33 protein-coding genes are annotated in these 24,416 nt (G+C 43.7%); all 33 read right to left on the bottom strand.

Annotated elements, in window-relative coordinates:
- On the bottom strand, positions 1–312 hold a 312-nt coding region (locus PCH02S_RS09720; protein ID WP_246069007.1), incomplete at its 3' end, for a GerAB/ArcD/ProY family transporter.
- 201 nt (positions 313–513) lie between these two features.
- Complete coding sequence (locus tag PCH02S_RS09715) at positions 514–1,200, bottom strand: glycoside hydrolase family 73 protein (protein WP_127452384.1); 687 nt, start codon at positions 1,198–1,200, stop codon at positions 514–516.
- Positions 1,197–1,700: a phage holin family protein gene (locus PCH02S_RS09710; protein WP_164819494.1), complete on the bottom strand. Its 504-nt coding sequence runs from the start codon at positions 1,698–1,700 to the stop codon at positions 1,197–1,199. Before PCH02S_RS09710 ends, PCH02S_RS09715 begins: the two co-directional genes overlap by 4 nt.
- Positions 1,701–1,732: 32 nt before the next feature.
- A complete protein-coding gene (locus PCH02S_RS09705; protein WP_127452380.1) occupies positions 1,733–2,218 on the bottom strand; it encodes a hypothetical protein in 486 nt (161 codons plus the stop codon).
- Complete coding sequence (locus PCH02S_RS09700; RefSeq protein WP_127452378.1) at positions 2,212–2,826, bottom strand: DUF4376 domain-containing protein; 615 nt, start codon at positions 2,824–2,826, stop codon at positions 2,212–2,214. The genes PCH02S_RS09705 and PCH02S_RS09700 overlap by 7 nt, the downstream gene beginning before the upstream one ends.
- A gap of 16 nt (positions 2,827–2,842) precedes the next feature.
- A complete protein-coding gene (locus tag PCH02S_RS09695; protein ID WP_127452376.1) occupies positions 2,843–4,111 on the bottom strand; it encodes a hypothetical protein in 1,269 nt (422 codons plus the stop codon).
- A gap of 4 nt (positions 4,112–4,115) precedes the next feature.
- Positions 4,116–4,676: a putative phage tail protein gene (locus tag PCH02S_RS09690; RefSeq protein ID WP_127452374.1), complete on the bottom strand. Its 561-nt coding sequence runs from the start codon at positions 4,674–4,676 to the stop codon at positions 4,116–4,118.
- On the bottom strand, positions 4,673–5,731 hold the full coding sequence (locus tag PCH02S_RS09685) for a baseplate J/gp47 family protein (protein WP_127452372.1): 1,059 nt from the start codon (positions 5,729–5,731) through the stop codon (positions 4,673–4,675). The genes PCH02S_RS09690 and PCH02S_RS09685 overlap by 4 nt, the downstream gene beginning before the upstream one ends.
- Positions 5,724–6,128: a DUF2634 domain-containing protein gene (locus PCH02S_RS09680; protein WP_127452370.1), complete on the bottom strand. Its 405-nt coding sequence runs from the start codon at positions 6,126–6,128 to the stop codon at positions 5,724–5,726. The genes PCH02S_RS09685 and PCH02S_RS09680 overlap by 8 nt, the downstream gene beginning before the upstream one ends.
- Before the next feature lie 4 nt (positions 6,129–6,132).
- Positions 6,133–6,480 (bottom strand): DUF2577 domain-containing protein, encoded by a 348-nt coding sequence (locus PCH02S_RS09675; RefSeq protein ID WP_218033148.1) that lies wholly within the window; start codon positions 6,478–6,480, stop codon positions 6,133–6,135.
- Positions 6,477–7,457 carry an XkdQ/YqbQ family protein gene (locus PCH02S_RS09670; protein ID WP_127452368.1) on the bottom strand — a complete coding sequence of 327 codons (981 nt, stop codon included), beginning with the start codon at positions 7,455–7,457 and terminating at the stop codon, positions 6,477–6,479. Before PCH02S_RS09670 ends, PCH02S_RS09675 begins: the two co-directional genes overlap by 4 nt.
- A gap of 9 nt (positions 7,458–7,466) precedes the next feature.
- Entirely contained in the window at positions 7,467–8,216 is a 750-nt protein-coding gene (locus PCH02S_RS09665; protein ID WP_127452366.1) for a LysM peptidoglycan-binding domain-containing protein, read from the bottom strand.
- Positions 8,203–10,395: a tape measure protein gene (locus PCH02S_RS09660; RefSeq protein ID WP_127452364.1), complete on the bottom strand. Its 2,193-nt coding sequence runs from the start codon at positions 10,393–10,395 to the stop codon at positions 8,203–8,205. Before PCH02S_RS09660 ends, PCH02S_RS09665 begins: the two co-directional genes overlap by 14 nt.
- Before the next feature lie 276 nt (positions 10,396–10,671).
- Positions 10,672–11,091 carry a phage tail assembly chaperone gene (locus tag PCH02S_RS09655; RefSeq protein WP_127452362.1) on the bottom strand — a complete coding sequence of 140 codons (420 nt, stop codon included), beginning with the start codon at positions 11,089–11,091 and terminating at the stop codon, positions 10,672–10,674.
- A 26-nt stretch (positions 11,092–11,117) separates the two neighbouring features.
- The gene (locus PCH02S_RS09650; protein WP_127452360.1) at positions 11,118–11,585 is read right to left on the bottom strand and encodes a phage tail tube protein; all 468 of its coding nucleotides are present in this window, start codon (positions 11,583–11,585) and stop codon (positions 11,118–11,120) included.
- A 14-nt stretch (positions 11,586–11,599) separates the two neighbouring features.
- A complete protein-coding gene (locus PCH02S_RS09645) occupies positions 11,600–12,913 on the bottom strand; it encodes a phage tail sheath family protein (RefSeq protein WP_127452358.1) in 1,314 nt (437 codons plus the stop codon).
- Positions 12,914–13,093, bottom strand: a complete 180-nt coding sequence (locus PCH02S_RS09640; protein WP_127452357.1) for a hypothetical protein — start codon at positions 13,091–13,093, stop codon at positions 12,914–12,916.
- Positions 13,083–13,514 (bottom strand): phage tail terminator family protein, encoded by a 432-nt coding sequence (locus PCH02S_RS09635; protein ID WP_127452355.1) that lies wholly within the window; start codon positions 13,512–13,514, stop codon positions 13,083–13,085. The genes PCH02S_RS09640 and PCH02S_RS09635 overlap by 11 nt, the downstream gene beginning before the upstream one ends.
- 4 nt (positions 13,515–13,518) lie before the next feature.
- Positions 13,519–13,923 carry an HK97 gp10 family phage protein gene (locus tag PCH02S_RS09630; protein WP_127452353.1) on the bottom strand — a complete coding sequence of 135 codons (405 nt, stop codon included), beginning with the start codon at positions 13,921–13,923 and terminating at the stop codon, positions 13,519–13,521.
- The gene (locus PCH02S_RS09625) at positions 13,920–14,291 is read right to left on the bottom strand and encodes a hypothetical protein (RefSeq protein WP_127452351.1); all 372 of its coding nucleotides are present in this window, start codon (positions 14,289–14,291) and stop codon (positions 13,920–13,922) included. Before PCH02S_RS09625 ends, PCH02S_RS09630 begins: the two co-directional genes overlap by 4 nt.
- A 2-nt stretch (positions 14,292–14,293) precedes the next feature.
- Positions 14,294–14,659, bottom strand: coding sequence for a head-tail connector protein (locus PCH02S_RS09620; RefSeq protein WP_127452349.1), 366 nt, complete (start codon positions 14,657–14,659; stop codon positions 14,294–14,296).
- Positions 14,646–14,837, bottom strand: a complete 192-nt coding sequence (locus PCH02S_RS09615) for a DUF7210 family protein (RefSeq protein WP_127452348.1) — start codon at positions 14,835–14,837, stop codon at positions 14,646–14,648. Before PCH02S_RS09615 ends, PCH02S_RS09620 begins: the two co-directional genes overlap by 14 nt.
- A gap of 21 nt (positions 14,838–14,858) precedes the next feature.
- Positions 14,859–15,902 (bottom strand): major capsid protein, encoded by a 1,044-nt coding sequence (locus tag PCH02S_RS09610; protein WP_127452346.1) that lies wholly within the window; start codon positions 15,900–15,902, stop codon positions 14,859–14,861.
- A gap of 16 nt (positions 15,903–15,918) precedes the next feature.
- Positions 15,919–16,290 (bottom strand): hypothetical protein, encoded by a 372-nt coding sequence (locus PCH02S_RS09605; protein ID WP_127452345.1) that lies wholly within the window; start codon positions 16,288–16,290, stop codon positions 15,919–15,921.
- A 21-nt stretch (positions 16,291–16,311) separates the two neighbouring features.
- Positions 16,312–16,941, bottom strand: a complete 630-nt coding sequence (locus PCH02S_RS09600; protein ID WP_127452343.1) for a phage scaffolding protein — start codon at positions 16,939–16,941, stop codon at positions 16,312–16,314.
- A 119-nt stretch (positions 16,942–17,060) separates the two neighbouring features.
- Positions 17,061–17,219, bottom strand: a complete 159-nt coding sequence (locus PCH02S_RS35680; RefSeq protein WP_164819493.1) for a hypothetical protein — start codon at positions 17,217–17,219, stop codon at positions 17,061–17,063.
- A complete protein-coding gene (locus PCH02S_RS09595; protein WP_164819492.1) occupies positions 17,203–18,819 on the bottom strand; it encodes an ADP-ribosyltransferase in 1,617 nt (538 codons plus the stop codon). The genes PCH02S_RS35680 and PCH02S_RS09595 overlap by 17 nt, the downstream gene beginning before the upstream one ends.
- 26 nt (positions 18,820–18,845) lie before the next feature.
- The gene (locus tag PCH02S_RS09590) at positions 18,846–20,285 is read right to left on the bottom strand and encodes a phage portal protein (protein ID WP_246069006.1); all 1,440 of its coding nucleotides are present in this window, start codon (positions 20,283–20,285) and stop codon (positions 18,846–18,848) included.
- 12 nt (positions 20,286–20,297) lie between these two features.
- Entirely contained in the window at positions 20,298–20,468 is a 171-nt protein-coding gene (locus tag PCH02S_RS35675) for a hypothetical protein (RefSeq protein WP_164819491.1), read from the bottom strand.
- Positions 20,469–20,482: 14 nt separating this feature from the next.
- Positions 20,483–21,724 (bottom strand): PBSX family phage terminase large subunit, encoded by a 1,242-nt coding sequence (locus PCH02S_RS09585; RefSeq protein WP_246069005.1) that lies wholly within the window; start codon positions 21,722–21,724, stop codon positions 20,483–20,485.
- On the bottom strand, positions 21,717–22,556 hold the full coding sequence (gene terS, locus PCH02S_RS09580) for a phage terminase small subunit (protein WP_127452337.1): 840 nt from the start codon (positions 22,554–22,556) through the stop codon (positions 21,717–21,719). Before terS ends, PCH02S_RS09585 begins: the two co-directional genes overlap by 8 nt.
- Positions 22,557–22,636: 80 nt before the next feature.
- Entirely contained in the window at positions 22,637–22,861 is a 225-nt protein-coding gene (locus PCH02S_RS09575; RefSeq protein WP_127452335.1) for a hypothetical protein, read from the bottom strand.
- A gap of 972 nt (positions 22,862–23,833) precedes the next feature.
- On the bottom strand, positions 23,834–24,373 hold the full coding sequence (locus tag PCH02S_RS09570) for a DUF3231 family protein (protein WP_164819490.1): 540 nt from the start codon (positions 24,371–24,373) through the stop codon (positions 23,834–23,836).
- Positions 24,374–24,416 lie beyond the last annotated feature (43 nt).

Below are 24,416 nucleotides of genomic sequence, written 5' to 3'. Positions count from 1 at the left end.
TACAATTGTATCACGTATGCTGATGCTAGCCTGAGTTAAGAAGTATAACGTGAAAAGAACTGTGAAAATAAGCCACACCAATGAATTTGTTTTCTCTTTTACCCAGGTGGAGACCGAAGAAGGGATCTGTTTGTACATATATACATACAACAGGCCAAGAAGTAAGGAAGGTACAATAGCTGCCAAGACAGAGATCCATGCGTCGCGGTTTGCGGTATCTAACAAAATTGGAATGAGGATGACATGGTTGGAGATTCCGATATATGTAATCAGAAGCATAGACAACTGGAAGGGTGTGATTTTTCCGTTCAAACAAATCAACTCCTTCATACGATGGCGGTATACTTAAATTTTCCAATTACACATGTTTTATGCATATAGATAGATTTCATAAGTAAACATAGCTAATTACATGGGTAAGAACCACTTAAAAAACTATTGTCAACTTTAGTCTAATAAATAAATTATTTAAATAAGCCCTCGTCTCGAATGATGGAGACGAGGGCTAGATTTTTAAATGAGTCCTTTCCGATGAAACAAGGTCAGCATGCTATAAAAGTCATAGCTACGTCCTTCAGGTGTATCGATCAACCCAGAACATACAGCAGCTGAAACAGCGTTTTGTGCCCAAGCTGGCACCGCCATGCTTGCTTTCGTTTCTAGCACATTAATCTTCTCAATATGCGCCTCTGCAGTGTTTAGTAGTGTTTGAATCTGCCCCTTTAAATCTTCAATTTCTCTCATCACATTATCTGCCTCCTGATCAAATTGTTGTAATCGATTACTCTCAATGATGCCGATTAATTTTACAGCATATTGCGGATCAGTCGCATATCCTGCAGCTTGTAAGGCATTCGCAGCCCCAGCGTAGTCCCTTGCACAACATTGATCAAAGAACCCTGCATTTCGATACCTCGGATTCTCAAGTAAAAACTTCGAATGATCCGCTATGCTACCAAGCCAGTTCTGATATGATCTAAAACCTGCCTTGATAGTCACCCACTCGCCATTGATAAACTCCTTTGTTGTCTGAGTCGTTCCACTGCCTTTAATCCCGAAGAGATTGTTGCCAGGAGCCGACTGCCCCCATGCGCTTTCCAGAGCTGCCTGAGCAATTGTAATACTTGCAAGCACACTCGTATTAATCATGTCCTCTACCGCTGCAGGTGCGATTTTATTTATAAACTCTTGATTTTTCATTTGCTCATACCATCCTTCTGACGATTCGCTCGTTCGATCTTCGCCTTAATTTCACTCCCCACAAATGAGGTAACGCTCTTAGGAATCCACTGTTGCCAGCCCGCTCGATACGCATTAGCTGTCATGCTCTCCCAGGTATGATAGATAAGCATGATAGTGATTGAAAAGAATGCATAACCTGGCTGATTGATTCCAAAAACACTTAGAGATACCTTATCAAGTAATCCACCGATAATAGGAAACCATAGCATCAAAATTGTCCGCGGTACCGCCCTAATTCCATACTCAGAGGTGTAGCTTTCATCTTTCTTAGCTGCAGCAGTTCCAGTTATCCAGTCAGCAATCATGACAGCGATTAATAAAATAAAAGCCCATGCTTTTCCGTTTCCAAATGACTGCATGATAAATGGCCCGAGGAAAGCTCCGACGAAACCTGCTCCAACATTCGCTGGCTTTATGATTGATTCTAAACTCATGATTGATTGAAAATATCGATTCATGAACGCCTCTTTCCGCCTAATATTGGCGATAATTATTTTAACCACGGTGATTCCCATAGGTCTTGTGGACTTACATCGCCAGTGGTTTGCTCAACAATCCAAACCCCTGTTTCAGCTCGTACGGCTTTAACTAATACTTCAGCGCATTCGTTTGTAACGGGATTATCATAATAAATCGGAATGCCTAACTTTTTGCGAAGCAGCAGAGCAACGACCTCTCCCCATCCATATGGGCTTCCCTTCGTCCTTTGGATTTGCTGAAGGATTCTCTCTCGTACTTTGAGTGCAAATCGAAGCTGCTTCACATCGAATTCCGCATAATCATTAATTGATCCATACCCAGCACGTCGAAATGCATTGACTTCGAAAGTCACTCCAGGACGAATAAAATAGGCCACATGGGAATATTCGCTCCCAGTAGCCCATTTGACTAATTTTCCTATCACTCTATCTTTCAGGGATGGATCACGGCGGCTGCGAACAAAGATAACGTCGCAAGGTTGGAAATCATTTACCACCTAACCGCCTCTACTTCTTCCGGTATTGTCGCTGCTTCAACCTGTGCCTTTAAAGCCCAATACTTACCAATGTTTGTATTTTTATGAGTAAGACCTGCCCCGAAAACTTCTTTGAACTGAGCGAAGGTATGAGGTTGGGGGAGTCCCGATGCTTTCCAAGTGACAGACTGCTCCGAAATTAAACCTGCAGTGATAGCGTTCAGCATGCCTCCGAGGTTTATCTGTGCGTCATAGTCAAAATCATATGAGTGCTGTGTGCCCAGTGCGTTGGATGTGAAGCCTGTGAGGATGGCTGCGTTACAAAACTCATTTAATTGTTTAATTTTTTGTGTTTTGGCATCCTCAATTGTTCCATTATTTCGTGGAATCCAAATTAATTCTAGTGTCGTTGGATTGATCCGTAATGAATACAGCAAAAATTCATTTGCGTATTGTCCATATTCTAATTGAATACAGCCAACAGAATTAGGTAATCTTTCTTGAAGGGATATATATGAAACAAAATCTTGTTCAATTGTAGTTTGAATTACATCGCCTGAACGTTCTCCAGTGTCTTGTATAACGTTTCCTGTTGCCAATTCGTAATATATCTTTCTACCGATTTCCATAGCCATTTCCCTCCCCTTATCCTACTGCCCAATACGTATATGTTCTACTAGATAAATAAGCGGGTAGTATACAAGTGCCCAATGTATTCTGTAAGATACCGCCATTTTTATAACTGTAATTTGTAAACTGAGTACCACCGCCGCTACTGTTCTGAAAAAAGTAGACCAAATCAGTACCATTAATTTGACCATTAATCACATTTGTATAATATACGAACGACGAATCAGGTCCAGTTGCCATAACATATTTCGGAATGAATGACAAACCAGTAATTGTAATGTAATTCCATGCTTTTGAAGTACCACCCAAATCAATAAATGAACCAGTAGAAGAAGATGATACAGCAGTACCTTTTACTTCCCTAATAGGATCAACCGTACCAGCCACACCCAAAACCGTCCTCCCTCTTAATATACTAGACGGAATTAAATTAGGGTCGTAACAATGAATCGCGGATGAACCAGTAAGATAACCATTTGCCGATGGATTAAGCCACAAATTTCCCGCACTATCAGAACCAACATTACCAGCTTCTACTGATACTCCAGCATAGTTTGGCATCGTACCCGTAAGCTTTGATCCTACATACGCTGTCTTACCCGCCAAGATATCTCCTGCTGAAGCTGTTGCATCCGAACTAATCGCATTAATATTAGCTACCATTTGAGCAAAAGCGGCTGATGCGCTCGTTGGTTGGTTTTTGCCAGTAATAGCGGTAGCTAACAAACTCTTTCCACTACTGACAGAGGACTTTAAACTATCAATCTCAGCTTGAACAGTTGTGCTTCCTGTAGCCGTTATTTCTGTAGCCGCATGACCGTGAGTAGACGGTGGAAAGGTTGAAGGCTTACCAGTAAGATTACTCCAGCTCGGCGCAGGGATGTTATCGAGCGCTGTTTTTAAAGCTTTGATTGATGTAACCGGCAGCGTGTACCAGTTTAGTTCACCTGTGATTCCTTTGATCATATTTGCAAGCTTGGACCACAATCTCGTCGGAGTGTCGGCGCCTGCTGCGGCTGTTACTGTATCGTCAATTATACGAGTGCCAATCACACTATCGCTTGCAGATCCAGCAGTACCAGCACTTGCAGCGATACTCTGGAGTTTGGTAAAATCTGCAGCCGACATTCTGCCACTTTGTGTACTTGAGGCCATTTTAGTTACTTCAACATCGAGGATATCCATGTTGTCATCAATCCACGTTTTTGTGTTGAAAAATGTCGTGGTTGGAGAGCTTCTGTCTATTTTATTTAAGTTTAAATTCGGTGTTGTTGGATTAGCCATATAATCACCCCCATGAGAAATTATCAAGAGTTGTTGTATCGATTTCATCTATCGTCATTGCCTCAACTTCAGTGATGCTGAGATAACGGAATTTATAAAATACAGAAAGGTGCGCCGGTATGATCGCCTCGACTGCTGATTGTACATCAGCGATGTTCGGAGGCGCACCGATCGCACCGGAGAAACTGATCGTAATTTGATATAGAGCGGGCTGTGCTGTGACTTCAATCACGCCGTTCTCATAGCTGCTGACGACCTTCTGCAGGAGCGCCATCGTCGTCGTCCCGTTCCCCCGGATCTTTGACTTGATCACTGCTCGTCGAATCGAATAGCTCTTCGATATGTCCGTCTTGATCCCGAGAGCTTCTTCCCATAAGGATAAACCCCAAGTGGAAATGTCAATCTTTGCTTGATCAAATACAGCGATAGAACAATCTTTCACCACATCGAATTCGACACCTTCACTTTGCATCAGCGCCCGAGCCTCGTGAATGCTTGCGTACATTTCAGGCAATACACCAATCATTTGAACCCCTGAAGGGCTCCTAATTTGAATCTCACTCATGTCAGATTCACCGTCCCGAGGACTGCCACCTGACCACTAAGGATCGTAATATTACCTGTCGACCCATTTAGTTGTAACGCCGTGTAGTCATCGACTCCTGTCACATCTAGCAACATTGCGCCAAGCTTTGCATACTGCACATTCGCATTGTCTATAAAAGCAATGCTTGCGAGATATGACGAGATGACTGAAGCAAAATCCTCCTCGATCTGTTCGATCGTTCGAGATCCATCACGCACGATTGTGCCTGTGATGTTCACCGATACACTCGTCGCAGCAACAACGTTCACGTCAGCACCTACAGGCGCCACACCTTCGCCGGTACCATCTGCCGGGGAAATATAGTCTTGCACAATAGAAACTAGCGTAGGACTCGCAGGAAGCTTTTCAGCATCGATAATGATCACTTTCACCGTTCCTGGCCCATTCCATAGCGGGATAACCTGTGCCCCGCCTACTCCGTCCACCTCAAGCGCCCATTTCCGATAATCAGCTTTGTTTCCGCTCGTTGCAGGCAGACGTACGCCGAGAAAAAATCTAGTCCGATAATCGTCGTCGCTTTCTCTGTCAGCCCCCGGGATCAGAACGTCTGCGAGTGTAGCCACGACTAAACCGTCCACGTAATCGATAGGAATCATAGTCCCAAAGTATTGATTGCCGACACTTCCCGGCTGCTCACATTCTAGCTCGTACTGTCCTGAAGTAATCCTCAATATAACTCTGTACGTAACGCCTGCGATCGAGAAGCGACTATCGATAGGTACATTAATTGGTACGCCCGACTGACCTGTGAAAATAGCCTTGCGTACTGCATACGAAGCCTGATTACGTTCTTGACCGAAAGGCTCTGTCAATAAGTCGAGGTTATTGTCCGATGCTGTTTGCGGGAAAACTTCTTTCAGCTGTCTATCGAGATTCACATAGATCTCGGATAACTCTAAAGCAGCAGGAGCTAAAGCATCATAGATAATACTCCCCGGCCGTTTGTCGATGTCATCAGGCACAGCCGAAAGCATTCGCTGTAAGATAGCGCCATATGTCTGAGATTCATACAACTCCGCTCACACCTTTCTCTGTTTGATAACTTCCGTATTGTGAGACGACTGTGAATTCCGCAAGAGCTGAATCCCCTGTAATCGTTACTTTCATTTCCTGAACTTCTGTGATGCGGTCGTCCTGCAAAAGAGCCTCGGAGATCCGACGTGCTAACTCAGCACGAATTAACGCACTATTCCCGCCTATTAAAGAACCATACTCGCTGCCATAATCAGGTCCATAAATCAAGTATTCAAATCGTTCGGTACCAAGGATCTTGTACACAGCCTGCTTGACTGCTTCTAGTCCATCAGTCGTCCCAACGATCCGACCATTTTCTAAATCGATTCTGTACGTTCTACTTGGCTGCTGTGACTGCTGCAGTGCAGCATTAGTCATGCCCCCTGTTGGGATCATCTCATCACACCACCCTATCGAAGATTAGATATTGATTGCCGCCCTGCAGCCGGAATAAGATCACAACGTCGTCAACTTCGAGCCCCTTTCTGATGACGAGCACTTCAGTTAATGCCGGTCCGGTTGTCCCTCCGCTGAAGCTGTGCGTATGGTTTACCGGGATTTTATACTCCGTTAGATTCTCAGGAATAATTAAAAAGTCCACATCGAGTGAGAACCGCTGATCAATGGTTACCTCGAGAGGACTTGTATTTGTCACGACTCCGAATATAATCTCGACCGGAGAACCGGCTCGCACAGCTCCGACGCCTGCTGATTTTATGACATTTGCTAATAAGCCGATGTTTTTCATCCGTACACCTTCAAATTTAGTGACATCGTATGTTCTTCTCCATCAAATTTGTGTTCGCACTCATCAACGAGATAGGACTCGTTAATACCTGCTTCCTGGATGTTTACCGAGAGTTTACAACCAGCACGCACGCGGATGTCTCCAAGAGCTGAGATAGAGAAGGTTCTCGTCTCGCGATTCTTTAGCTGTGAGAGTGTCGTCAGGACTTCATTAATCTGAGCCTTATTCAGCCCATCATCGAGTTTTTGATAATACTGCAGCCGGCCCCACTTTTCAATGTTGTTACTGTCCTGAGCGATATACACATCACGACCCGTGACCTTTCCTTTTTTGTTCTTAATATCCTGTACAAGCTTAACCCTGTTATACGTATCCGAGTCGATAGATCTCGATGTTGAGTAATCATATACAAGACTTTGATCCCCGAGTGACAGATCAATCGCTAGATCCTCAATTTTCTTAATCGTGAGCTCACCGAAGTTATCGAAAAACACATATGATTTACCAGTTGAGCGTGTCGTGTCCGCAAGAGCATTCACAATGATGTCGAATAGCTTCTCTCCGTCAGCAACGATCTTTGGAATCGCATATGATGTATCCGCGATATCTTCCGAAATTTTCAGACCCGAATCATTCGCAATCTTCTTCAGGACGTTTGTAGCTGAAGTATTCTTGAACACATACGTATCGGATCCCATCAGGTACCGCGTCTGATCATATGCCGTAATCCTGACCGCCTCATCTCGGTTACTATCAATCTTGAATACATAACCGTAAAACACAGGAATGTCGTCCAGTGTAACCCTCACAATATCCCCGTTATTGATTTGGAAATTCGTGCTTTCATATATCCCGCCGCTAAGGAATGTGAAATCTACACTCGACGCCTTTCCAATCCTAACCGTTCTATAGTTAATGGATGACACCGGAAGATCCCACACATTACCGTTTCTATTGTCGACTAGTACCTGCAGCATAAAATCACCTCACAAGGCCGGCAATTTTAAGATGCTGCCTACTGTAAGCTTCGCCGCTGCTGCATCACTAAGGCCGTTTAGTTTTTGAATATCTTTATACCGGGAACTATCCGGGAGCCCTGAACCATCCGTGTAAAACATCATTGCGATTCTGGACGGTGTATCGCCCTGCCGAACCGTGTATGTCAACGGTCTGATCCGCTCGTCTGGTCTACGCGCTGACATCGGAATGATAACTTGAGCACCAGTTTTATCCGTCTTTACCTCTGCCTTCCGAGCTGCGTAAAAATTGTACTCCCTGAAGCTGATGTCGAACTCGAGATCACCCGAATCTCCTGCTGATTCCTTCCATTTGAATTTTTCAATGGATACAGGAATGTTGAGCTCCTGCCCTATGAATCCCTGAGCAGCGAGAGCAGATTCATAATGACCGACGTAGATGAACCTTACAGGTCGTTTAGTCGCCATCCAATTTTCTATGGCTCGAACATAGTACATCGGTTCATAAAGGACGTTGGTTGCAAGGAACGGATAGAACTGAGCCGGGAAAATCCCGCTGAATGAGATCTCCCGCAGCTTCGGACCTTTGATGACGTTAACCTCGCCGCCTCGGGATTCAGAACGACCGTCATTAGCTCCTACGATATCGTAGGTTTTGCCATTGCTGCCGCCGCTCATCTCAAGGCTCTCAGGATTTACAGGGAACTGAAAGCCCTCTTGACTGTTGTTAAAACTCAGATTAATACTATAGGCCATCATCGATCACCCCATCTATCGAAGAGTTCATATGTGTTTCAAGAGCTACAGCTAACATACCCGCCATGTCCTCGACGCTGCCCTGTTGGTGATAGTGGTTATCTCCTGTGACCTGAACTGTTGGCGTCAGCGTGACAAAGTTTTGAATTGACTTCATCTCAGCTAATTCACGCATTGCTTTCAGATCCTCATTCGAGATATCGACCGTATCGCCGATTTTACCAACTTCACCGACTTTCTTAATCTCGCCTGTTCCGTCAAATCCGAAAGCCCCCTTGAGATCCGGAAGCTTAAGCCCGTTGAATAATGATTCCCCTGCATTAAACGCGCCCATCGTAGCATTCGCAAGGTCCATCGGTTTCATTTTCATCCCAGATAGATCTTTGACCGCCTTATTCGTTGTCGGTGCATTCATGGATTTAAAAACAGAATCTAGCGCATCACTCACGCTGTGTACATTCTCCTCGTCGAATAGCTTCGCTGGCTTGATATCCGTGTTAAGAATCTTATTTGATAGTTCAGCAAGTGCATTGAGGCCTTTAATCCCTGCATTAATCGCCATCGTGAAGAACTTCATAAAGCCACCGCTAAAACTCTCGATTCCTCTCAGCATGTTTACCATTACACCGCCGAACGTCTGCGCTAGATCATAAAATAACTTTTGACCGGCATATACCGGATCAACCCAAACGTTAACAAAGAATTCAACGAAGTCCACGATGATATTCCACATTAAAGCTATAGTGTTCCATACCACGCCTCCGAGAAACGTGAACAAACCGGCAACGAATCCAATGATCTGGCCAAACGTCACGCCCCAAGACATAATAAGAGCAATTAGCCCACCGATAGCCGCTGCTATGAGTAGAATCGGCCATGTAGCCTCAATCCATGCGATCATAGCTTGTACACCCATAATCGAGAATGCCACACCTAAAGCGACGAGCGCACCTACGACAATGTTCGAGTTATCCATCATGAACTTCATAACCGCACTGATGACCGTCAACATTACATTAGCAATGTTCGCAGCAACGCTGATTGAATTCGCCAGACCTTCAAACAACTGTTTCCCTCTGTCGCTGTTTAACATCTGATTCATTCGTTCAATCACAGGACCGAAATTCTCGAAGATGTTATTTTTAATTAGTGTCATTGAATCACCGAACGTCATCGGCATTGTTGCGAATTTCTTGTTGATGTCGTCCGCTGCCGCAAATAATGAGTTTTTGATGATGTCCGCTGTTATGACGCCATCTGCTGACATGGTTTTCAGATCGCCTTTAGACTTCCCGCTAAACTTAGCGATCGCATCTGCCAACATTGGAGCATTCTCCATGATCGACCTGAACTCATCGCCTTGTAGCTTGCCTGATGCCATAGCCTGTGTAAGTTGATACATCCCGGCTTGTGATTCTTGCGTCGAAGCTCCAGATACCTTGAAAGACTTTTGCATCAGCTCGGAGAACTTCAGGACATCGGCATTCCCTGTGAATGCATCGCTGGCTAACAATCCCAACTTAGCAACCGCATTTGCCATCGTGACATAGTCACCACGCGATCGATTAGCTGCATCAAATACCGCCGCCTGAAACACTGCAGGATCTTGTCCATCGTTGATGATCCTAAGCCTTGCCTGTGAGTTTACATAGTCGTCACTCGCATTCATGCCGGTCTTAGTTGCCATAAATGCAAGGTACGCCGCTGCCATCTTATCCAGTCCTCCCGCCATTCCTCTAGCTTCCCCGGCACCTTGTCTGATTCGTTGGTTTACACGTTCTTGCAGTAAAAGGATCTTCTGTTCCAGTTCTGCGATCCGCTGCAATGCTGCCTGAAGCTGTGTTGCATTTCCATTACCTATTTGTTGTAGCCGATTAGCAGTTACGATGAGACGCTGCAGGAGCCGTTGAATGTTCGTGAGCATAACCGTTAATGACGACGACACTTGAACTTGAATACGAGATCTAATCGTCCCAAGTTCACGCTGTATGCGTGCTTTTAGCTCAATCGCTTTTTGTATCGCATTTCCCTCGAACAAAACAATGTTCAAAGTAGCAGGGAAATTAAAAGCGCGTTTCAATTCCTGCGCCTGCATAACTGTCGCCTGCATAGAATGCTGAGCTCGCGTAAGCGTACTTGAAAACTGGTCAAATAGCTTTAAACTCGCGCTAACAGTAGCCAAAATGTTTACCTCCTTTCAAAAACAAAAATGCCCCCAATCATGGAAAGTTTTAGATTCTCGAATCAGGACTCTATTAATTATTTTTTACTTTCTTTGCCTCTTTCGACTCCTTCTCGGACACAATACCGATTGACGCAAAAATGAAGGCCCTTTCCGCTGCCGGTCTAGAAAGAATTTCATGCGGCAACTTCTTGAGCTTGTGTAAAGCGTAGTGAAGAAAATTGGCTGTTGGATCAGGATCGATGTACTCACCTTCTCTATCCCAACCGCCATTTATTAGTTTTTTGCGTCTTCCACCAGATCATTCATATCTCGGTCGAATCCGTTGATTTCCTGCACCTTCATAATCAACTGAGCATATTCACCAGAAAGCAGCATCTTCTTCACAAGCGCCTCGGCACCCATAACTCCGTAAGATTGTTGTAGCTCCGCTGCTTTCAAATTAGGGAAGGATACGCTTGCGACGACGAGCTTTGCGATATAATCAACCTGATCGACCTCGTTATGAAGCTGACCTTTCACCTTAGTTCTTTTCGTCGCCGACTTCCGGATCGTGTCGTTTTCTTCTTCAGTTACGGATTGAATCACCCATGGTACCGGCTTTCCTTCTGTGTCTTTGAAGCGCGGGGAAACAATGAAATCCTCTTGAGTCTTTACGTCGACGTTACTTGCAAAAAATACACTGATATCTGACATGTGAATATCCTCCGTTTATATGTTTATTATTGGCCTAGTGTAGGTGAAACAAATTGATTCGGCATATCCCAATCGTCGAATGTGAATGAAACTTCTTCTTCGAGCGTCTCAGCGTCGACATCAAGTAAAGCGATCGTCAGCTCGTCGATGTTAACACCTTTGACGGTTGTCGTCTGAGATCCAATAGAAGATGTAGGATCTTCATTCGTGATTTGAATATCGAAGTATGTATCAATACCATACTTTGTGTACTGCAGCATAAGCTCACGGAATTTAGAAGTGACATAATAGATTGTCATCGTTCCGGTACCCGCGAACCCGTTCGCCTTGTTCTGTGTTGCGTTCTTTCCGAGGGTGCGAATCTCTTTCTTATTCTTCTTTGCTTTCGCCTCGAATTTCTTCACGTAGAACATTTCTTCGACAATTCCGTTAATTGTTGCGTAAGCACGCCCAGACTGTCCGGAAATTGTATCCTTCGCCATCAAAAAAGACATTTATATCACCCTTTCTATTTTACTAATACACGGTTGTAAATCTTCTCGATGGAGTCTACCGGTTGCACACCATACTCGGCATACACCGCATCAGCATCGTCGCCTAGTACGATCGCGATGTCCGTCTGAGAATTAAAGTTCTGGATCGCGTTGAGCGCCTGCAGAGACTCGAAATAATTCACATATTCATTCTTCAGAAGGTTGCGACCGTCTGCGTTATTGTCGACCTTACCGATGTAATAATTATCATTGATCGTTTTAAGGTCGTTGTTAACCGCATCCAGAACACGCATGACTCGGTTCTTCGAGAATCGTTTATCCTTGGTCGGAGAGAAACTTCTGAATGTGTTGATATCTTGTTCGACGATCGCTTTCCCTTGATTCGGAGTGAATACGAACTCGCCATTCAGGAGAGCTGTCTCAATCTGCGAATTCGTATAGCGAGGGCTAACATCGACTGCACCGTCATAAGCCTGACGAGTTAGGGATGCATTGACCTGAGCGGAAGCTGTCGCGCCTGCCACCCAAGCAACTGCTTGAGCTGCTGTAATCGTTGCGCCTGTTGCAAGCACTACGCCGTTTTTAACGCTGATCACGCCTTCGTAATCTGCATCAGGATAGTTTTCTAGAACGACCTGAATCTTTGTCCCCTCGTCATCGCGCAGGCGCTTTGCAAAGGACACATAAAGAGCTTTCAGTGTCGGATCTGTGGAAGTCAAAGCAAGCGTGCTGAAGTCCTCAACTTCAACAGCAGTTAGGAAGTCTGTATGATCTCCATTGATTACGACACCATCTGCGCCGCCCGCTAGAGCTATACCCGCATTTGTTGTCAGCGTTCCTGTACCGGACCAAGCGATCCATGCATTCGGTACAAGCCCGGAGATCGCGGACACGGTTTGTTTGTCTGCCTGTACAGCATCAACTAGCGTTACAACGTCAAACTTTGAAGCATCATCGATGTTAACCGTCACAGCTACAGTGATGTCATTACCTCGTAAGCCTCCATATTTAGCCGTTGCTGTCAGATTGCCAAGTGTTGCGGTCGCTTTAGTACCTGCATTTAAACGGTATAGTAAAAGTTTTTTAGCACGCTTCAGCGCCTCGTTAATAAGCAGCAACTTCGAATCTGTGATGTCAAAACCAAGCAACGTTTTCATGTTGTCACCTGCGTTAATCTCGATCAAAGTCTTTGAAGGGCCCCAACTTAGAGCGAGTGCGATCGCCACGATACCCCGAGCACCCAAAGCGCCTACTGTACCACTTGTCAGAAAGTCAAAATAACTTCCTGGCCGAACTTTATTTTGAGCTGTAAAAGTACCTCCGGCCATTTACTGCACTTCCTTTCTTACAAAGTCATCGGCGATCTCTCGCACCTGATCTTTGGTATATGTTTTGTTGTCGTCCAGTAATGCGCGAAAGATATCTTTCTCTAATCCCGTGTAGGATTTTGATATGAGAAATTGCTCTTTCGTGAATTCAGGCTGGTTACTTTTTTCCTTAGTCGCCACTGAGATTACCCTCCCGTTCAATCTTTTGCATCTTATCGACCGGCTCTTTTTCAAGGATCACCTTTATATTGAAGTTGACGAAAAAGTGCAGGATATCGTCGACAATCTCGTACCTCAATCCGTTTGACCTCATTAGTCCATTTTCCGTTGTGACATATCGCAGAGGCTCGAATAGACTTTGCGCAATCGCTCTGCAATCTGCTTTCGGCACGAGGCTCTCCCTATCGGGAAAGTAATGCACGTTGAAAAGCATGTTGCGACTTGATCGCCGGTTATATCCCGGAGCCTGCGCTGTATCTAGCTGCATAACAAAAAAAGCAGGCTGGAAAAAGCCCTGCTTTATCTGCTCTGTATAGATCGGGACTGTGGAATCAATCTCACTCAAGCGAGCAACAATACCATTCAAGATTTGATCTTCCATCAACTTACCACCTTAAATGCTCCTTTATAAACTGCTCCAGCTTTCTTTCAAGAATAGCCGGCAATTCCCTCTCTAATTCCTCAATGGAAGTAGTAAGCATAAACCGTCCTTCGACCCATCCTTTATGATCTTTCGTCCTATGACCATACTCAACGTACATCGCATATTCAACAGGATTAATTATCTCTATTTGAATTTGAGAGCCTACATGTTGAATGGGGCCAATCGACCAACCTCTTCGCAGTTCACCCGTGAGAACTGGAGTGCGAGCTACAGTTTTCGCAAATAAGCGACTCACCAACTCCTTTAAGCACTCTTCCTGAAAAGCATGAGCATGTTCTTGAAGTTGATCAATTCTTTGCTTAAAATACAGCAGGCCCGAATAATCAAAATCTCCAAGCCTGGTCATGCTCGGCCCACTTGTTTTAATAAGATCTCTTGATGTGTGGCGTATCGGAATGGCTCGCCTACTTGCTCAAATTTCTGGTCCATTCCATTTTGTAGGACCCGGATCTCACAGCCTGCTGTTATTGTTACATCAGGTGAAATGAACAATTTCGCATCAAACGCGATCGTATTATCCGTTTCAGTTTTAATAGAGCTAGCAAGAGTAGTTTGTGATAGCCCGCAAGGCTCGTTTTCAAAAAGATTGATCCTTTGTTGTCCGGTTACATGTGTAATCGGATGTTTAACCGTTTGGAAAGCCGTAACAGTGCAGGAACCCTCATACGTGCTCTCAATCGCCACACGCTCTGCAGCAACGTTACCGAATGCCATTGTTACCACCTCAGTTTCCTAAATGCTGCTAACTGGCTTTCATACGCCTGAACAAATGAAGCTCCGGGTCCAGCCTTGATGTTAGGCTTAACAGAACCGAAGGTGGTTGTAACGTCCCCGCGTTTAACGCTCTGCACAGCAGGTGCAGCATCAGAGAACTCAGCTGCGTATTTCGTCCTATATTGATCCTCAGCGATTTGGAGGATTACATTTTCAAGTTCTTGAGGAATCACTGAGATATTACACCAAGTGAGTACAGCTTGAATTACTATTTCGATCGTAAAGGTTAGCCGCTGCTCTTTACTAATATCCTCAACTGGAATACCAAGCAGCTCTTTAAGTTTGAGCACATAATCATTGATCGCCATCGTCATCCTCAATCGTAGCTGAACCAGCAATTACATCATCTTTTATGAGAGCTGCTTTTTCCTCTGCTGGAATGTCTAATTTCTCTCCAGCAGAATAGTAAGCACCTCTATATTTAACGTTTTGCGTGAATTTAACTTTTACGGTCTTTGGTTTTTCTTCTTGGGCTTTAGTCGTCATCTAGAAAACACTCCCACTTAATTAATTTACTTTGGCAATAAAAATTTGATCAATTCGTTCAAATGAAGGCAATGTAATCGCAGATACGATGGTTTCAACGTTTACCGGATGCGGCTCTTTAATAGTAGTAATAGCAACACCGGTATTAACAATGGATACATCAGCGGAAGTACTGCCCGACATTAAATCGGATTCCTCCGGTGTGGTACCGAAGTACGTATTCCCAAGAGCTCCCTCAGGAATAAGAGTGAAATAATCATCCGGATAGAACAAGTTGCTGCTGCCATCCTGTAGCCCAAACTTCTTATTGTAAACAGCGATCGATACACCCAGTTTATTTTGAAGATATTGCTTCATGAGAGCATCCGTCATAATAATGTTCTGGCCACCGAGTGGATTCATATCCAACCGAATAGCCGTATTTTTTAGAATATAATTCCATGTCTTACGCGTGCAAATTCCGTTTAGAGGACGTACACCTGTTTCATCTTCAACGGTATCCTGCCATGTTTTGATATCCCCGACAATGTCTGCTGTTGGATCACTCCATTTATCCGTGCTCGTTAATGTTACTTTGTGGTTAGCCGGCATCTTGTAGTCGTAATCATAATTCAATCGATTAGCCACAATACTAATCTTACCGGTTGAGAGAAGCTGCATGATCATCCTCTCTGGATTCACTAAAGCTCCACCGACCAGGTTAGTTACATCGTCATAGATATTGTTAATCAGCGGCATCAGGTAGCTTTCATTATCGCTAGCTGCTAAACGATTCAGTTCTTGACGATCCTTTTCACCAATACGCATGGCTTCACGGAAGAAAGGCATTTCGGTTTCAATTTTCTTAAATCCAATTCGATCACGGAGAGTTGCCTTAGCATCAAAAGCAGAAGGTAGCAAAGCAACCGGTAATCCCTTTGAACCTTTAATCCATTTCAGGTCTAGTCCTAGTTGTTTCTTTGCTGGAAACAAGGTAGCCCCCAGATAAGGAATGGCATTTGAAGTGTTCGTCTCGTAATAAGTAGCAATATTCTTAGCATTAACTAAATCAAAAATAGTTGGCATCTTGTTCATTTCCCCCTTATTTCAAAAACGTAATTTGATTGAGTGCTGCAATTTCCTCAGGCGCCGGTGCTGTAGGAAGTTTGGCTAAATCAATAAATCCATGGATGAGCATGGCACCTGCAGCAGGTCCATAAGTTACATCAACGTCAGCAAATAACACCCCTTCAGCGTTGGAAACACCTGTCGTTGTTACTGCCTTTTTCGCTTTCTTCGACTGATCTGTCAAAATGCCATTGCCGATAATCGTGCCAGCCGGGACGATCTTCTTGCCGTCAGCATTAGCCACAATCCCCGTGTCGTCCACCATCACTGCAAGATTTACGTAATGGTCGGGAAATTTCAAGATTTCCTTCTTACTATTTGTAAAGATCGTTTCTGTGTATTTCATCTCCACATGACCTCCCTAAAATTATTGAAAATATGATTCACGAGCTTTATCTAAAACCTCACCCTGTTTCGCGACCTGTTCGGCCAATCGCTTACCAATATTATTCTGATCTTCTCCGCCACCGCCCCCTTTGTCTCTGCCATCTGCAGGAGCCATTCCCTTAAACTGTTGCTGATTAGATTTTTCAGGAACAAACAAAAAAGCCTTGCTCGTTTGCAGGGCTTTCACTTGTTCTTCGAGTCCAGATTTCAGATTGCCGGTATCGTCGAGTTCAACCTTATTTTTGTCCAGTAAACCGATTACCATCTCAGGATCATGAACCTTCCCAGACAAGGCCATTTTAATTGCCGTGGTTACACGGAGTTCTTTTAAATCAGCTTCATACTTATCTGATGCTGTTTTATTATCAGCTTGCAGCTGCTTAATCTGATCTTGAAGAACATTGTTATCTCCGGCTGATTTACTGAGCGCCTCAAGCTGCTTATCTCGCTCTTTGAGAGTGTCCTCCGCTGTTTTCTTGGCATCATTCACTTCTTTAAACCTGTGTTCAGGCACCCAACCTCTATAGTTTGTTTCTACACCTTCAACAATTGCAGTAATTTGCTCATCGCTTAACCCTCGCTGTTTCAAAAGCTGTTTTAACCATTCCATTATGCTAGCCTCCACTTTTTGTCCCGGTCGTGTCCGGTTAATTTGTAATGCAAATAGGGCTCAAGCAGTTTCAGCTCAAGCCCAATATAAAAAGCACCCGGCGCAAAGGCTGAGTGCTTCTATTTTTTATATTCGATTGTAAACTTTCCTTTTTCCGTCTCAACAACAATACCTTTACGACCATCCGAGAATTCTAGTCTTAACCCTTTCGGAGAGCCAACGAATTTATCCATCCTATCCGGTCTGATTCCATGTTCCCGTTCACGTTCCTTCGCCATTTGGCAAAACCTCCACTGTGAGAAATAATGTGCCGGCGTCTTCGATTGCATCAATAATAACATAATTGATTGCGCGATCCAATAGGAATTCGTACTCTGCCGGGAATGAACTAATGGATATCACCGGAGCACCATACGTGCCAGGAGGAAGTCTGAGCTCAATCTGCACTTTTCCGCTAAATGCTTCCTTAGCTAATAGTGATGTGCTCATGAAGGCTGGGTCGGTTACTTTGACGCCAATTAGATCAGCAGCCGCAAAACCTTTAAATATATTATGGGATAGACCCCGGAATACCTTGACAGGTTCCTTTAGATCAAACTTCTGTAAGCCGCTGCTGATGTCCTCAATCTTCTTGTCGATGATTGGCTCAGAATATCCGTTACGTAAATTCTCATTAATTTCTTGATAATCTGAACCGGTATAATCCACAATCGCATTGCGTTCATCTTTCGTGAGAGCCTTCTCCCAATCGGGAGCTACAGCGTCGTCCCAATCGTAAATTTCATCAGGCGTGGTGAATGTCTTGTACAATACCGGAGGCTCATCCTGTGTGACTTTCTCAACCGGCTGCACAACTTGATCCCTCGGAGGCTTTATATCATCATCCAGCAAGTGCTGCTTTGCCCATTGCTCATAGTTCATATCGCCAGGTACATCGTATGTTTTACCATTTTCCCCTCGAGCTGCCCGCTCTTTCACGTTGTCTTCATAATATGGAATATCAACCGTCCTGCAGCGTGCATGAAATGGAGCACAATTAAGCCCTGCCTTTGCTTCAGAAACTAGAAATATGCTCCCGTCCATTGTCCTACAAATATCCGATGTCCGCTTATCCAAGGTTGCCACATTTCTATATTTTTCAACGTTTAGCTCCACATAAGAAGCCCGGCGTGAAGCTCCAGAGAAATATGCTGACTCTGTAAGGATTAAAGTCTCAGCTCGTGTGCGGGATACTCCCATGCGTTCAGATAATCGCGATATCATCAAATCTGATGAGTCGCCTCGAATCAGTCCCTGCGTCAAAGTTGTTTGAAGCTCATGGATCAGCTTGCTACGATCACCCCAAATTCGTTGACTAAAGTTACTACCATCTGGAGCCCAAGGTGTAGTAAGCAGGCTTTCAATCTGCTGAGTATTTAGCTTTGCAAAACTTGCCCCAATCCCTACACCCTTCTGTAATTCGAAAATGTTCCGATAGTAACTATCCTTATATATGTCACCTAATAAACTCGAAGCTCCCATTTGGCGTTTTGCGGTGAGCAACTCGACTTGTTGCCTCATTTGTAGCTGCAATGACTCTAGCCGACTCATACGGACCCGAATGCTAGCATTTTCTAATTCCTTCATCCAGCGCTGGTCAATGGCATTTTCACGGCCAGCTTTGATGTAATCCTCTAAAGACCATTTGAGTTCTTTTAATTCACCAGCTTTAAGCATTTGACGAGCAGTCGCCAGATCTACATCATTGTTTTTAGCAAAACGTTGATAAAAAGCATTAATATCCTTTTGAATAGAGGCCATTGCCTTTCCGTATTCACGTTTCATGTCCTGGATATAAGCTTCACCTTTCGCCAGCTGCGCTTCGTTCAGCTGCTCCATTCGCTGAGCCCAATACTCTGCAGTCCTCATGATTCACCTGTAATTTTAGCTTCATAGGCAAGATCATCCATTGTTTTCTTCCGATCGGCCTCCAGTCTCTTCATTTCATCCTGAGCATTGGTCACCCACGGATGATTCGCGACAATCGTCTCTTCTGAAATTACACCCACACTGTTCTTCGCATTAGTGATGGTATCCATCTCATTGATGAGGATATCTCGGTTCAAAATGAAATCAACTGATTCCTCGGAGAAGTCACCTTGACCGCTATTTGCTAGATGCGTATCAATAAACCATCGAAGCTGCTCCAGGCTTGCTTGAAATTCTGTTTCTATATCATTGGCGTCCAGGTCCAAGTCTTGATATAAAAACTTTAATGCAATGCCACTTGGGCTGTTTCCAAACTTATCGGACTGCGTATCCACGCCGCGCCCGAATTCATATATATCTTTTCGATTCATATCTTGATGTGTTTTGTAAGCTTCGGTATTGATGTCTAAGGAGAGCGTGTCAACTGCACCATCATCCATAACTTTTACTGCACGAAACACTGAGAGGTTACGTCGGAACTCCCCGAGATCTTGTCCATCATAGTTTTTAATGACATAAACGCTATTCGGTAAATCATCCAGATTATTCGAGTTATCGCTTTTCTTCCGATCGTAATCATCCACCAAAGCTTGAATGAATTTAACAAGGGGGAGCTCGTCCTCATGATATTTGAAGCATACGAATGGAACTCGGGCCCAATTCAATGGAATCTCTTCGTCTCCTTCAACTAATGTGAAGTGGGTCCCGTTATCGACCGAATCAAAGTCTGGTGTCATACCAACACCATCAAGAACGTATCGCTTAACACCAGTTGTATCCCAGAACTCGATTTTCTTGATTACTTTCTTCGTTTTACCCTCATACACCTCAACCTCGTAAACTCGAATAAGTGCGTCCAGCTCGGTGTGGGCAGCGTCTCGCCATAGAGGAATACACTCCTCAGCGGGGATTCTTTTAAGCGACAGCACGCCAGCAGGACTGTAATAAATATGGACCCAGGCTTTCCCCTTATTAATTGCTTCTCGGCCAACAGATTGTAATAAGCGCAAAAAAGACTTATTAAAGAATTCCTTTAACAAGTCTTCATAAGCTGTATTTTCCGTTTGAATACTCAATGGCTTACTCAGCAAGTATCCAACCTTTTGATCAACCAACTTTCGCACAAAACCATGCGGCAGTTTGTTGTTTGCCAAGTTCACTGCTTCAATTAAGGCGCCGCCTTCACCGATTGTCTTCCGCTTATATTTTAAGACATCATTATCTAATCCATAATACTGCTGTCCGATTAACATCAGCTTGCGTAGCGGATCCTTCTGCCAATCACTAATTTCCTGATGTATGATTTCTTCGATAGTCATAGCAGAAGCAGCGCCGGCACGGAGAATGGCGGCTATATTCTGCATTTCCGGAGTCAATTTTTATTCACCTCATCTTAATTCAAGTAAAATGTTTTCAGCAGTTAGCTCTGCTTCAACAAATGTATTTTTATTGGCAAGTCGTTTGAACTCGGAGTTAACTGCTTGTTCTATGACTTGCCAATCCTTATATGAAACTCCAACAAGTGATCCTATAAGATCACGTAAACGCTGCTCTTCCATCTACCTCACTCCTTTCAATCAAATGAAATACCAGATCCTTTCCGGATTTGCTCCATAGCATAACGAAGTGCATCCATCGCATGGTTAAAATCATCAATCGGCCTATTTAAGAAGCGCCCTGTTTTGTCCTGATCCCAAACGTAACTGGAAAGTTCCATACTGACATTTGGACATCGAAATTTGTGTACGATGATTTCATACTGTTGAAGATACTGGATACCATTTATAACACTGTCCGGCCCTTTCTCCGCAGCACGAATCCGATTAATCCCATAACCCCTAATCTCATCAATAGACTTAGGCTCCGAAGAATCCGCAATAATCTTCTCCTTCGAGTAGCTTTTCTTCTTAATGATCTCCGCAATTTTGTCATTGGTCAGAGCCCCCTCGTAGTGTTCATCAAAGATGTAGATCTTCTTCAATTCCTTATTAACTAAGGCAGCCACAAAAGCACTCGGGTCATTGGTGTAACCAAAATCCAAACCGAATATTGCTTTGTAGCCAGGCAGCTTGGCGATGTCTCGCCATTCAAACTCTTCTTCACGCCAATTCTCAAAGATGGCGCCTTCCGCAATCCCCCAGTTACCCTCACCTTCAACGCGGTAGCGCTTCGGCTTATGTTTCTTCATCCATTCAAACAATTCCCGGTCATCATCTCCCAGGAACTCATTACATTGAAATGTAGTTGTTAGGGCTAACGTATTAGGATTTGGCACATCAAAAAAACGCTGTTTCAACCAATGGCGTTCATTCCATGGGTTAAAAGTCAGCGTTAATTGTTTGAAATATCCTTCTGGCAGCTCACCACGGATGGACATATCAATCTTATCGAAGTCATCCTCATTTAAGATCTGATAGGCTTCTTCAAACCAGGCCCAGCACAAATAGCCCGTATCCACCGTAATCGATGTGATGGACATCGGGTCGTCAAGGCCGCGGAATAAGATCTTCTGGCCGGTCGGTTTATATGTCGCCTCGAGTGGGCTTTTCTTAAACTGCCAAAGATGAGCTACGCCTAATCGACGCGTTGCCCATTTAAGCTGAGCAAACGTGGAATCCTTATGTGTATTGAATGTCTTCCGAACAACAAGTGTATTCGCAAGTGGCAACCTCATCATGTGATAGATATGCCATAGCGCTGCAGTAACACTCTTCTTAGAACCACGGCCACCTTTAATAACTCGGTACCGACCGCGAAACCGCCAGAAGTCTACATAACCCTTGCCAATAGTCTGCTGCAGGCTAACTTCACTCATGCAGGTCATCCTTAAATACGACAGGATCCACAATAGTATTGTTGTTGAGAGTATTAACTTCGGCTTGGAGTTTCTGAATTCTAAGATCACGCTCAGCATCTACAAATCGGTTCTTTAACTCGATAGCTTTAAGCTTCTTATCCTGGACCCTAGTCAATGCTTCCTCCACGCGAAGAAGGTCATCGATTACTCTAATATCTGATTCCTCAATCTTCGTTGTAACAAGCTTATCTATTGGAACAACCACACTTCTGGTTTGCCCCGTCTTGTCATCATGTACAGTCTGAACATCCTTCACGGTAATTCTCTCCTGAAGGACCTTCCGCTGCTTCTCAGATAACGCGTTTCGAAGATTCTGGATCCGTTGCAACATGCGTCGTTCCCTAATAGAAAGAAGTGTGATTGCCTCGTCCGCTTGTCTAATCGGATCAGTCTCAACCTGTCGAGCCAGCTCTTGCTCATCTTCTTCAAGCGTATCCATCCAAATGGATTCGAACTCACCAGTGGTTACTGCTTTCTTATTGCCAAGTGGCCCACCATGACCTCCGCGGTTACCAAGAGCATTTTTACTCCCTTTCGGAGCACCACCCTTATTACCGAGGGCATTCTTGTTTCCTAAAGGAGCACCTATTCGTTTAGTAACGTTACCATTCTTTTCATTAGTAACGTTACCATTTAATAAAGAATCCCATTTGTCCTGGCTCTTCCATTTCCTGATCTGAGTTTCCCCAAGTCCGAGCTCTACAGCAAGGTCTTTGAGCTTTAACTTGCCGCCACTGCCAAGCCAAATCTGTAGAGCTTTATCCCTGTCCGGGCTGCGTTCTCTTGGCATTACATATCACCCACCTCCGGGATATAAGATCAAAATCAAATAAAAAAGAGATTCAATTTGACTCTCACAATTAATTGCAACTACTGCTCTTTTTGAAGCTCCAAATCAATCTCAATCAGCTTCTTCAGATCCTCAACCGACTTGATCTCAATGCGGCCATCCTGGAAGTCCTTCACCCAACGAGCAATGCCGGCTTGAATGATTTTACGGTACTTTGACTTTGATTCCAGGATGCCTTCTATTAATGCTAACTCATGCTCGAGTAACAACTCTTCATTTTCTTTGTTCGTATTTTCATCTTTCAATTGCGAACACTCCCATCATCCGTTAAAATGAAAAAGAGATCATGCGTTCGCATAACCGTGGCCACGGCAAACATGATCTCACCGGGAGTATTCCGGTTACTGAGAAGGACGTTAGAGCGTCCTTCTTTTTTTATCAGTAAAGCTTCATAAACAATCACTCAAAAAAGTTATTTGAATAACAACATTAATTTTTGTGGAATATATTTATATTACAAATATTGGGGTGAATATCATGTTTATAAAACTAATGTTGTGGGCGATATTAGTTTTTCCTTGGTTTTCGTTATTATTAATGAAGAAAAAAGCTATAAAACGTTAAATACCAGTAACAACCTTTATTTCTTTAATCATGACAATAATTTTTGAAATTGCTTATACATACAAATGGTGGACAATCCACGAACGTATTGTCCCTTGGGGATATATAATTGACGTTAGTTTCGTTTATGGACTTTTTGCGGTTGGAACGGTTTGGATTTTTTATTTAACATTCCGCAAATTTTGGATTTATGTTTTAACCAACCTGGTAATTGATGCATTCTTTTCTTTCTTAGGTCTACATTGGTTAGTTGAAGGAATGGGAGTTGCCACCATTCATATAGCAAAATGGATAATTTTTGTTTTGTTTTTTTCATTATCGTTTGTTATATATGGATATCAGGTATGGCAAGAGAAGGTCTTTGTTCCCCTCTCAAGTAATCACCTAAACGAAATGAGCTTTAGACTGCCAAGACACTCTAAAATTAAAGAAAAAGCAAAATAATCACTTAGAACTTTATTTACTCCTCCATATTACTTTACATTTCACCCATCCAGGACTCACCGGGAGTGTCCGGTGACCTAGGAAGGACGTAAGAGCGTCCTTCTTCTATATTATAAACTTTTAAATGACATCAAAAAAAACCGCCAAAATTAATGCGAAAGAAGCCCAAGGGAAAATATCCCTTGGGCTTCTTTCATATTAATAACTTATTAATTACCAGAAGGGTAGTAATAAGGGGGCACTTTAACCCATCCTCGTTTTCTCATCATGGACCGATATGGTGCAATATATTGCAAAAGCCGGCTCATAGATCGAAGAATGATGAATCCAACATCAGTTCTTAAAGATTCGGATAAGGCCTGACCACAAAGAGCAATAGATGCTGTGAGCTTACCAACTATAAAATTTGCTATTTCATCATCTGTAAATTTTACCCCTTGAGGAATATTGTTTGGGTTTGAGTCTGGCTTAACCTCAGGAGCTTGAGGTAACGGAACACCTTCTTTGATCATGAAATCTCTTATCATTTCTACATCTTGCATCGATTCGTTAACCGCATTTTCTACCGCATGTCTAAGTTCAGGATCGGTAGTGGTATTTAATGCAATTTTATAAATAACCTGTCCTTCTTCATATATAGTAAGCAACATCCATAAGGACATGACTTCACCTACATGCAGAGGCGGTACAGGCTCTTCATCTGTAATCGAACCAATGACGCTCTTTATTGCGTCCCAAATAGTAGTCATTATTGGAAAACCTCCTGTCCGATAAAGGTATTCCCTACAATAC

Origin of the sequence: Paenibacillus chondroitinus NBRC 15376, from assembly GCF_004000765.1 — a bacterium.
GTDB lineage: Bacteria > Bacillota > Bacilli > Paenibacillales > NBRC-103111 > Paenibacillus_E > Paenibacillus_E chondroitinus.
The sequence above is the reverse complement of the archived record's forward strand: the minus strand, read 5'-3'. Positions and strand labels throughout refer to the sequence as shown.

Excerpts from the sequence above, each read along its gene's own strand:
- PCH02S_RS09690 (WP_127452374.1), bottom strand. The coding sequence starts at position 4,676 with ATGAGTGAGATTCAAATTAGGAGCCCTTCAGGGGTTCAAATGATTGGT.
- PCH02S_RS09655 (WP_127452362.1), bottom strand. The coding sequence starts at position 11,091 with ATGTCAGATATCAGTGTATTTTTTGCAAGTAACGTCGACGTAAAGACT.
- PCH02S_RS09715 (WP_127452384.1), bottom strand. The coding sequence starts at position 1,200 with ATGAAAAATCAAGAGTTTATAAATAAAATCGCACCTGCAGCGGTAGAG.
- PCH02S_RS09665 (WP_127452366.1), bottom strand. The coding sequence starts at position 8,216 with ATGATGGCCTATAGTATTAATCTGAGTTTTAACAACAGTCAAGAGGGC.
- terS (WP_127452337.1), bottom strand. The coding sequence starts at position 22,556 with ATGCCAAGAGAACGCAGCCCGGACAGGGATAAAGCTCTACAGATTTGG.
- PCH02S_RS09710 (WP_164819494.1), bottom strand. The coding sequence starts at position 1,700 with ATGAATCGATATTTTCAATCAATCATGAGTTTAGAATCAATCATAAAG.
- PCH02S_RS09635 (WP_127452355.1), bottom strand. The coding sequence starts at position 13,514 with ATGGAAGATCAAATCTTGAATGGTATTGTTGCTCGCTTGAGTGAGATT.
- PCH02S_RS09570 (WP_164819490.1), bottom strand. The coding sequence starts at position 24,373 with ATGACTACTATTTGGGACGCAATAAAGAGCGTCATTGGTTCGATTACA.
- PCH02S_RS09600 (WP_127452343.1), bottom strand. The coding sequence starts at position 16,941 with ATGGAATGGTTAAAACAGCTTTTGAAACAGCGAGGGTTAAGCGATGAG.
- PCH02S_RS09650 (WP_127452360.1), bottom strand. The coding sequence starts at position 11,585 with ATGTCTTTTTTGATGGCGAAGGATACAATTTCCGGACAGTCTGGGCGT.
- PCH02S_RS09695 (WP_127452376.1), bottom strand. The coding sequence starts at position 4,111 with ATGGCTAATCCAACAACACCGAATTTAAACTTAAATAAAATAGACAGA.
- PCH02S_RS09585 (WP_246069005.1), bottom strand. The coding sequence starts at position 21,724 with ATGAGTGAAGTTAGCCTGCAGCAGACTATTGGCAAGGGTTATGTAGAC.
- PCH02S_RS09605 (WP_127452345.1), bottom strand. The coding sequence starts at position 16,290 with ATGAAATACACAGAAACGATCTTTACAAATAGTAAGAAGGAAATCTTG.
- PCH02S_RS09645 (WP_127452358.1), bottom strand. The coding sequence starts at position 12,913 with ATGGCCGGAGGTACTTTTACAGCTCAAAATAAAGTTCGGCCAGGAAGT.
- PCH02S_RS09700 (WP_127452378.1), bottom strand. The coding sequence starts at position 2,826 with ATGGAAATCGGTAGAAAGATATATTACGAATTGGCAACAGGAAACGTT.
- PCH02S_RS09615 (WP_127452348.1), bottom strand. The coding sequence starts at position 14,837 with ATGACGACTAAAGCCCAAGAAGAAAAACCAAAGACCGTAAAAGTTAAA.
- PCH02S_RS09625 (WP_127452351.1), bottom strand. The coding sequence starts at position 14,291 with ATGGCATTCGGTAACGTTGCTGCAGAGCGTGTGGCGATTGAGAGCACG.
- PCH02S_RS09680 (WP_127452370.1), bottom strand. The coding sequence starts at position 6,128 with ATGATCCCAACAGGGGGCATGACTAATGCTGCACTGCAGCAGTCACAG.
- PCH02S_RS09620 (WP_127452349.1), bottom strand. The coding sequence starts at position 14,659 with ATGGCGATCAATGATTATGTGCTCAAACTTAAAGAGCTGCTTGGTATT.
- PCH02S_RS09595 (WP_164819492.1), bottom strand. The coding sequence starts at position 18,819 with ATGGAGCAGCTGAACGAAGCGCAGCTGGCGAAAGGTGAAGCTTATATC.
- PCH02S_RS35680 (WP_164819493.1), bottom strand. The coding sequence starts at position 17,219 with ATGGCGAAGGAACGTGAACGGGAACATGGAATCAGACCGGATAGGATG.
- PCH02S_RS09675 (WP_218033148.1), bottom strand. The coding sequence starts at position 6,480 with ATGAAAAACATCGGCTTATTAGCAAATGTCATAAAATCAGCAGGCGTC.
- PCH02S_RS09610 (WP_127452346.1), bottom strand. The coding sequence starts at position 15,902 with ATGCCAACTATTTTTGATTTAGTTAATGCTAAGAATATTGCTACTTAT.
- PCH02S_RS35675 (WP_164819491.1), bottom strand. The coding sequence starts at position 20,468 with ATGGAAGAGCAGCGTTTACGTGATCTTATAGGATCACTTGTTGGAGTT.
- PCH02S_RS09630 (WP_127452353.1), bottom strand. The coding sequence starts at position 13,923 with ATGACCAGGCTTGGAGATTTTGATTATTCGGGCCTGCTGTATTTTAAG.
- PCH02S_RS09670 (WP_127452368.1), bottom strand. The coding sequence starts at position 7,457 with ATGCTGCAGGTACTAGTCGACAATAGAAACGGTAATGTGTGGGATCTT.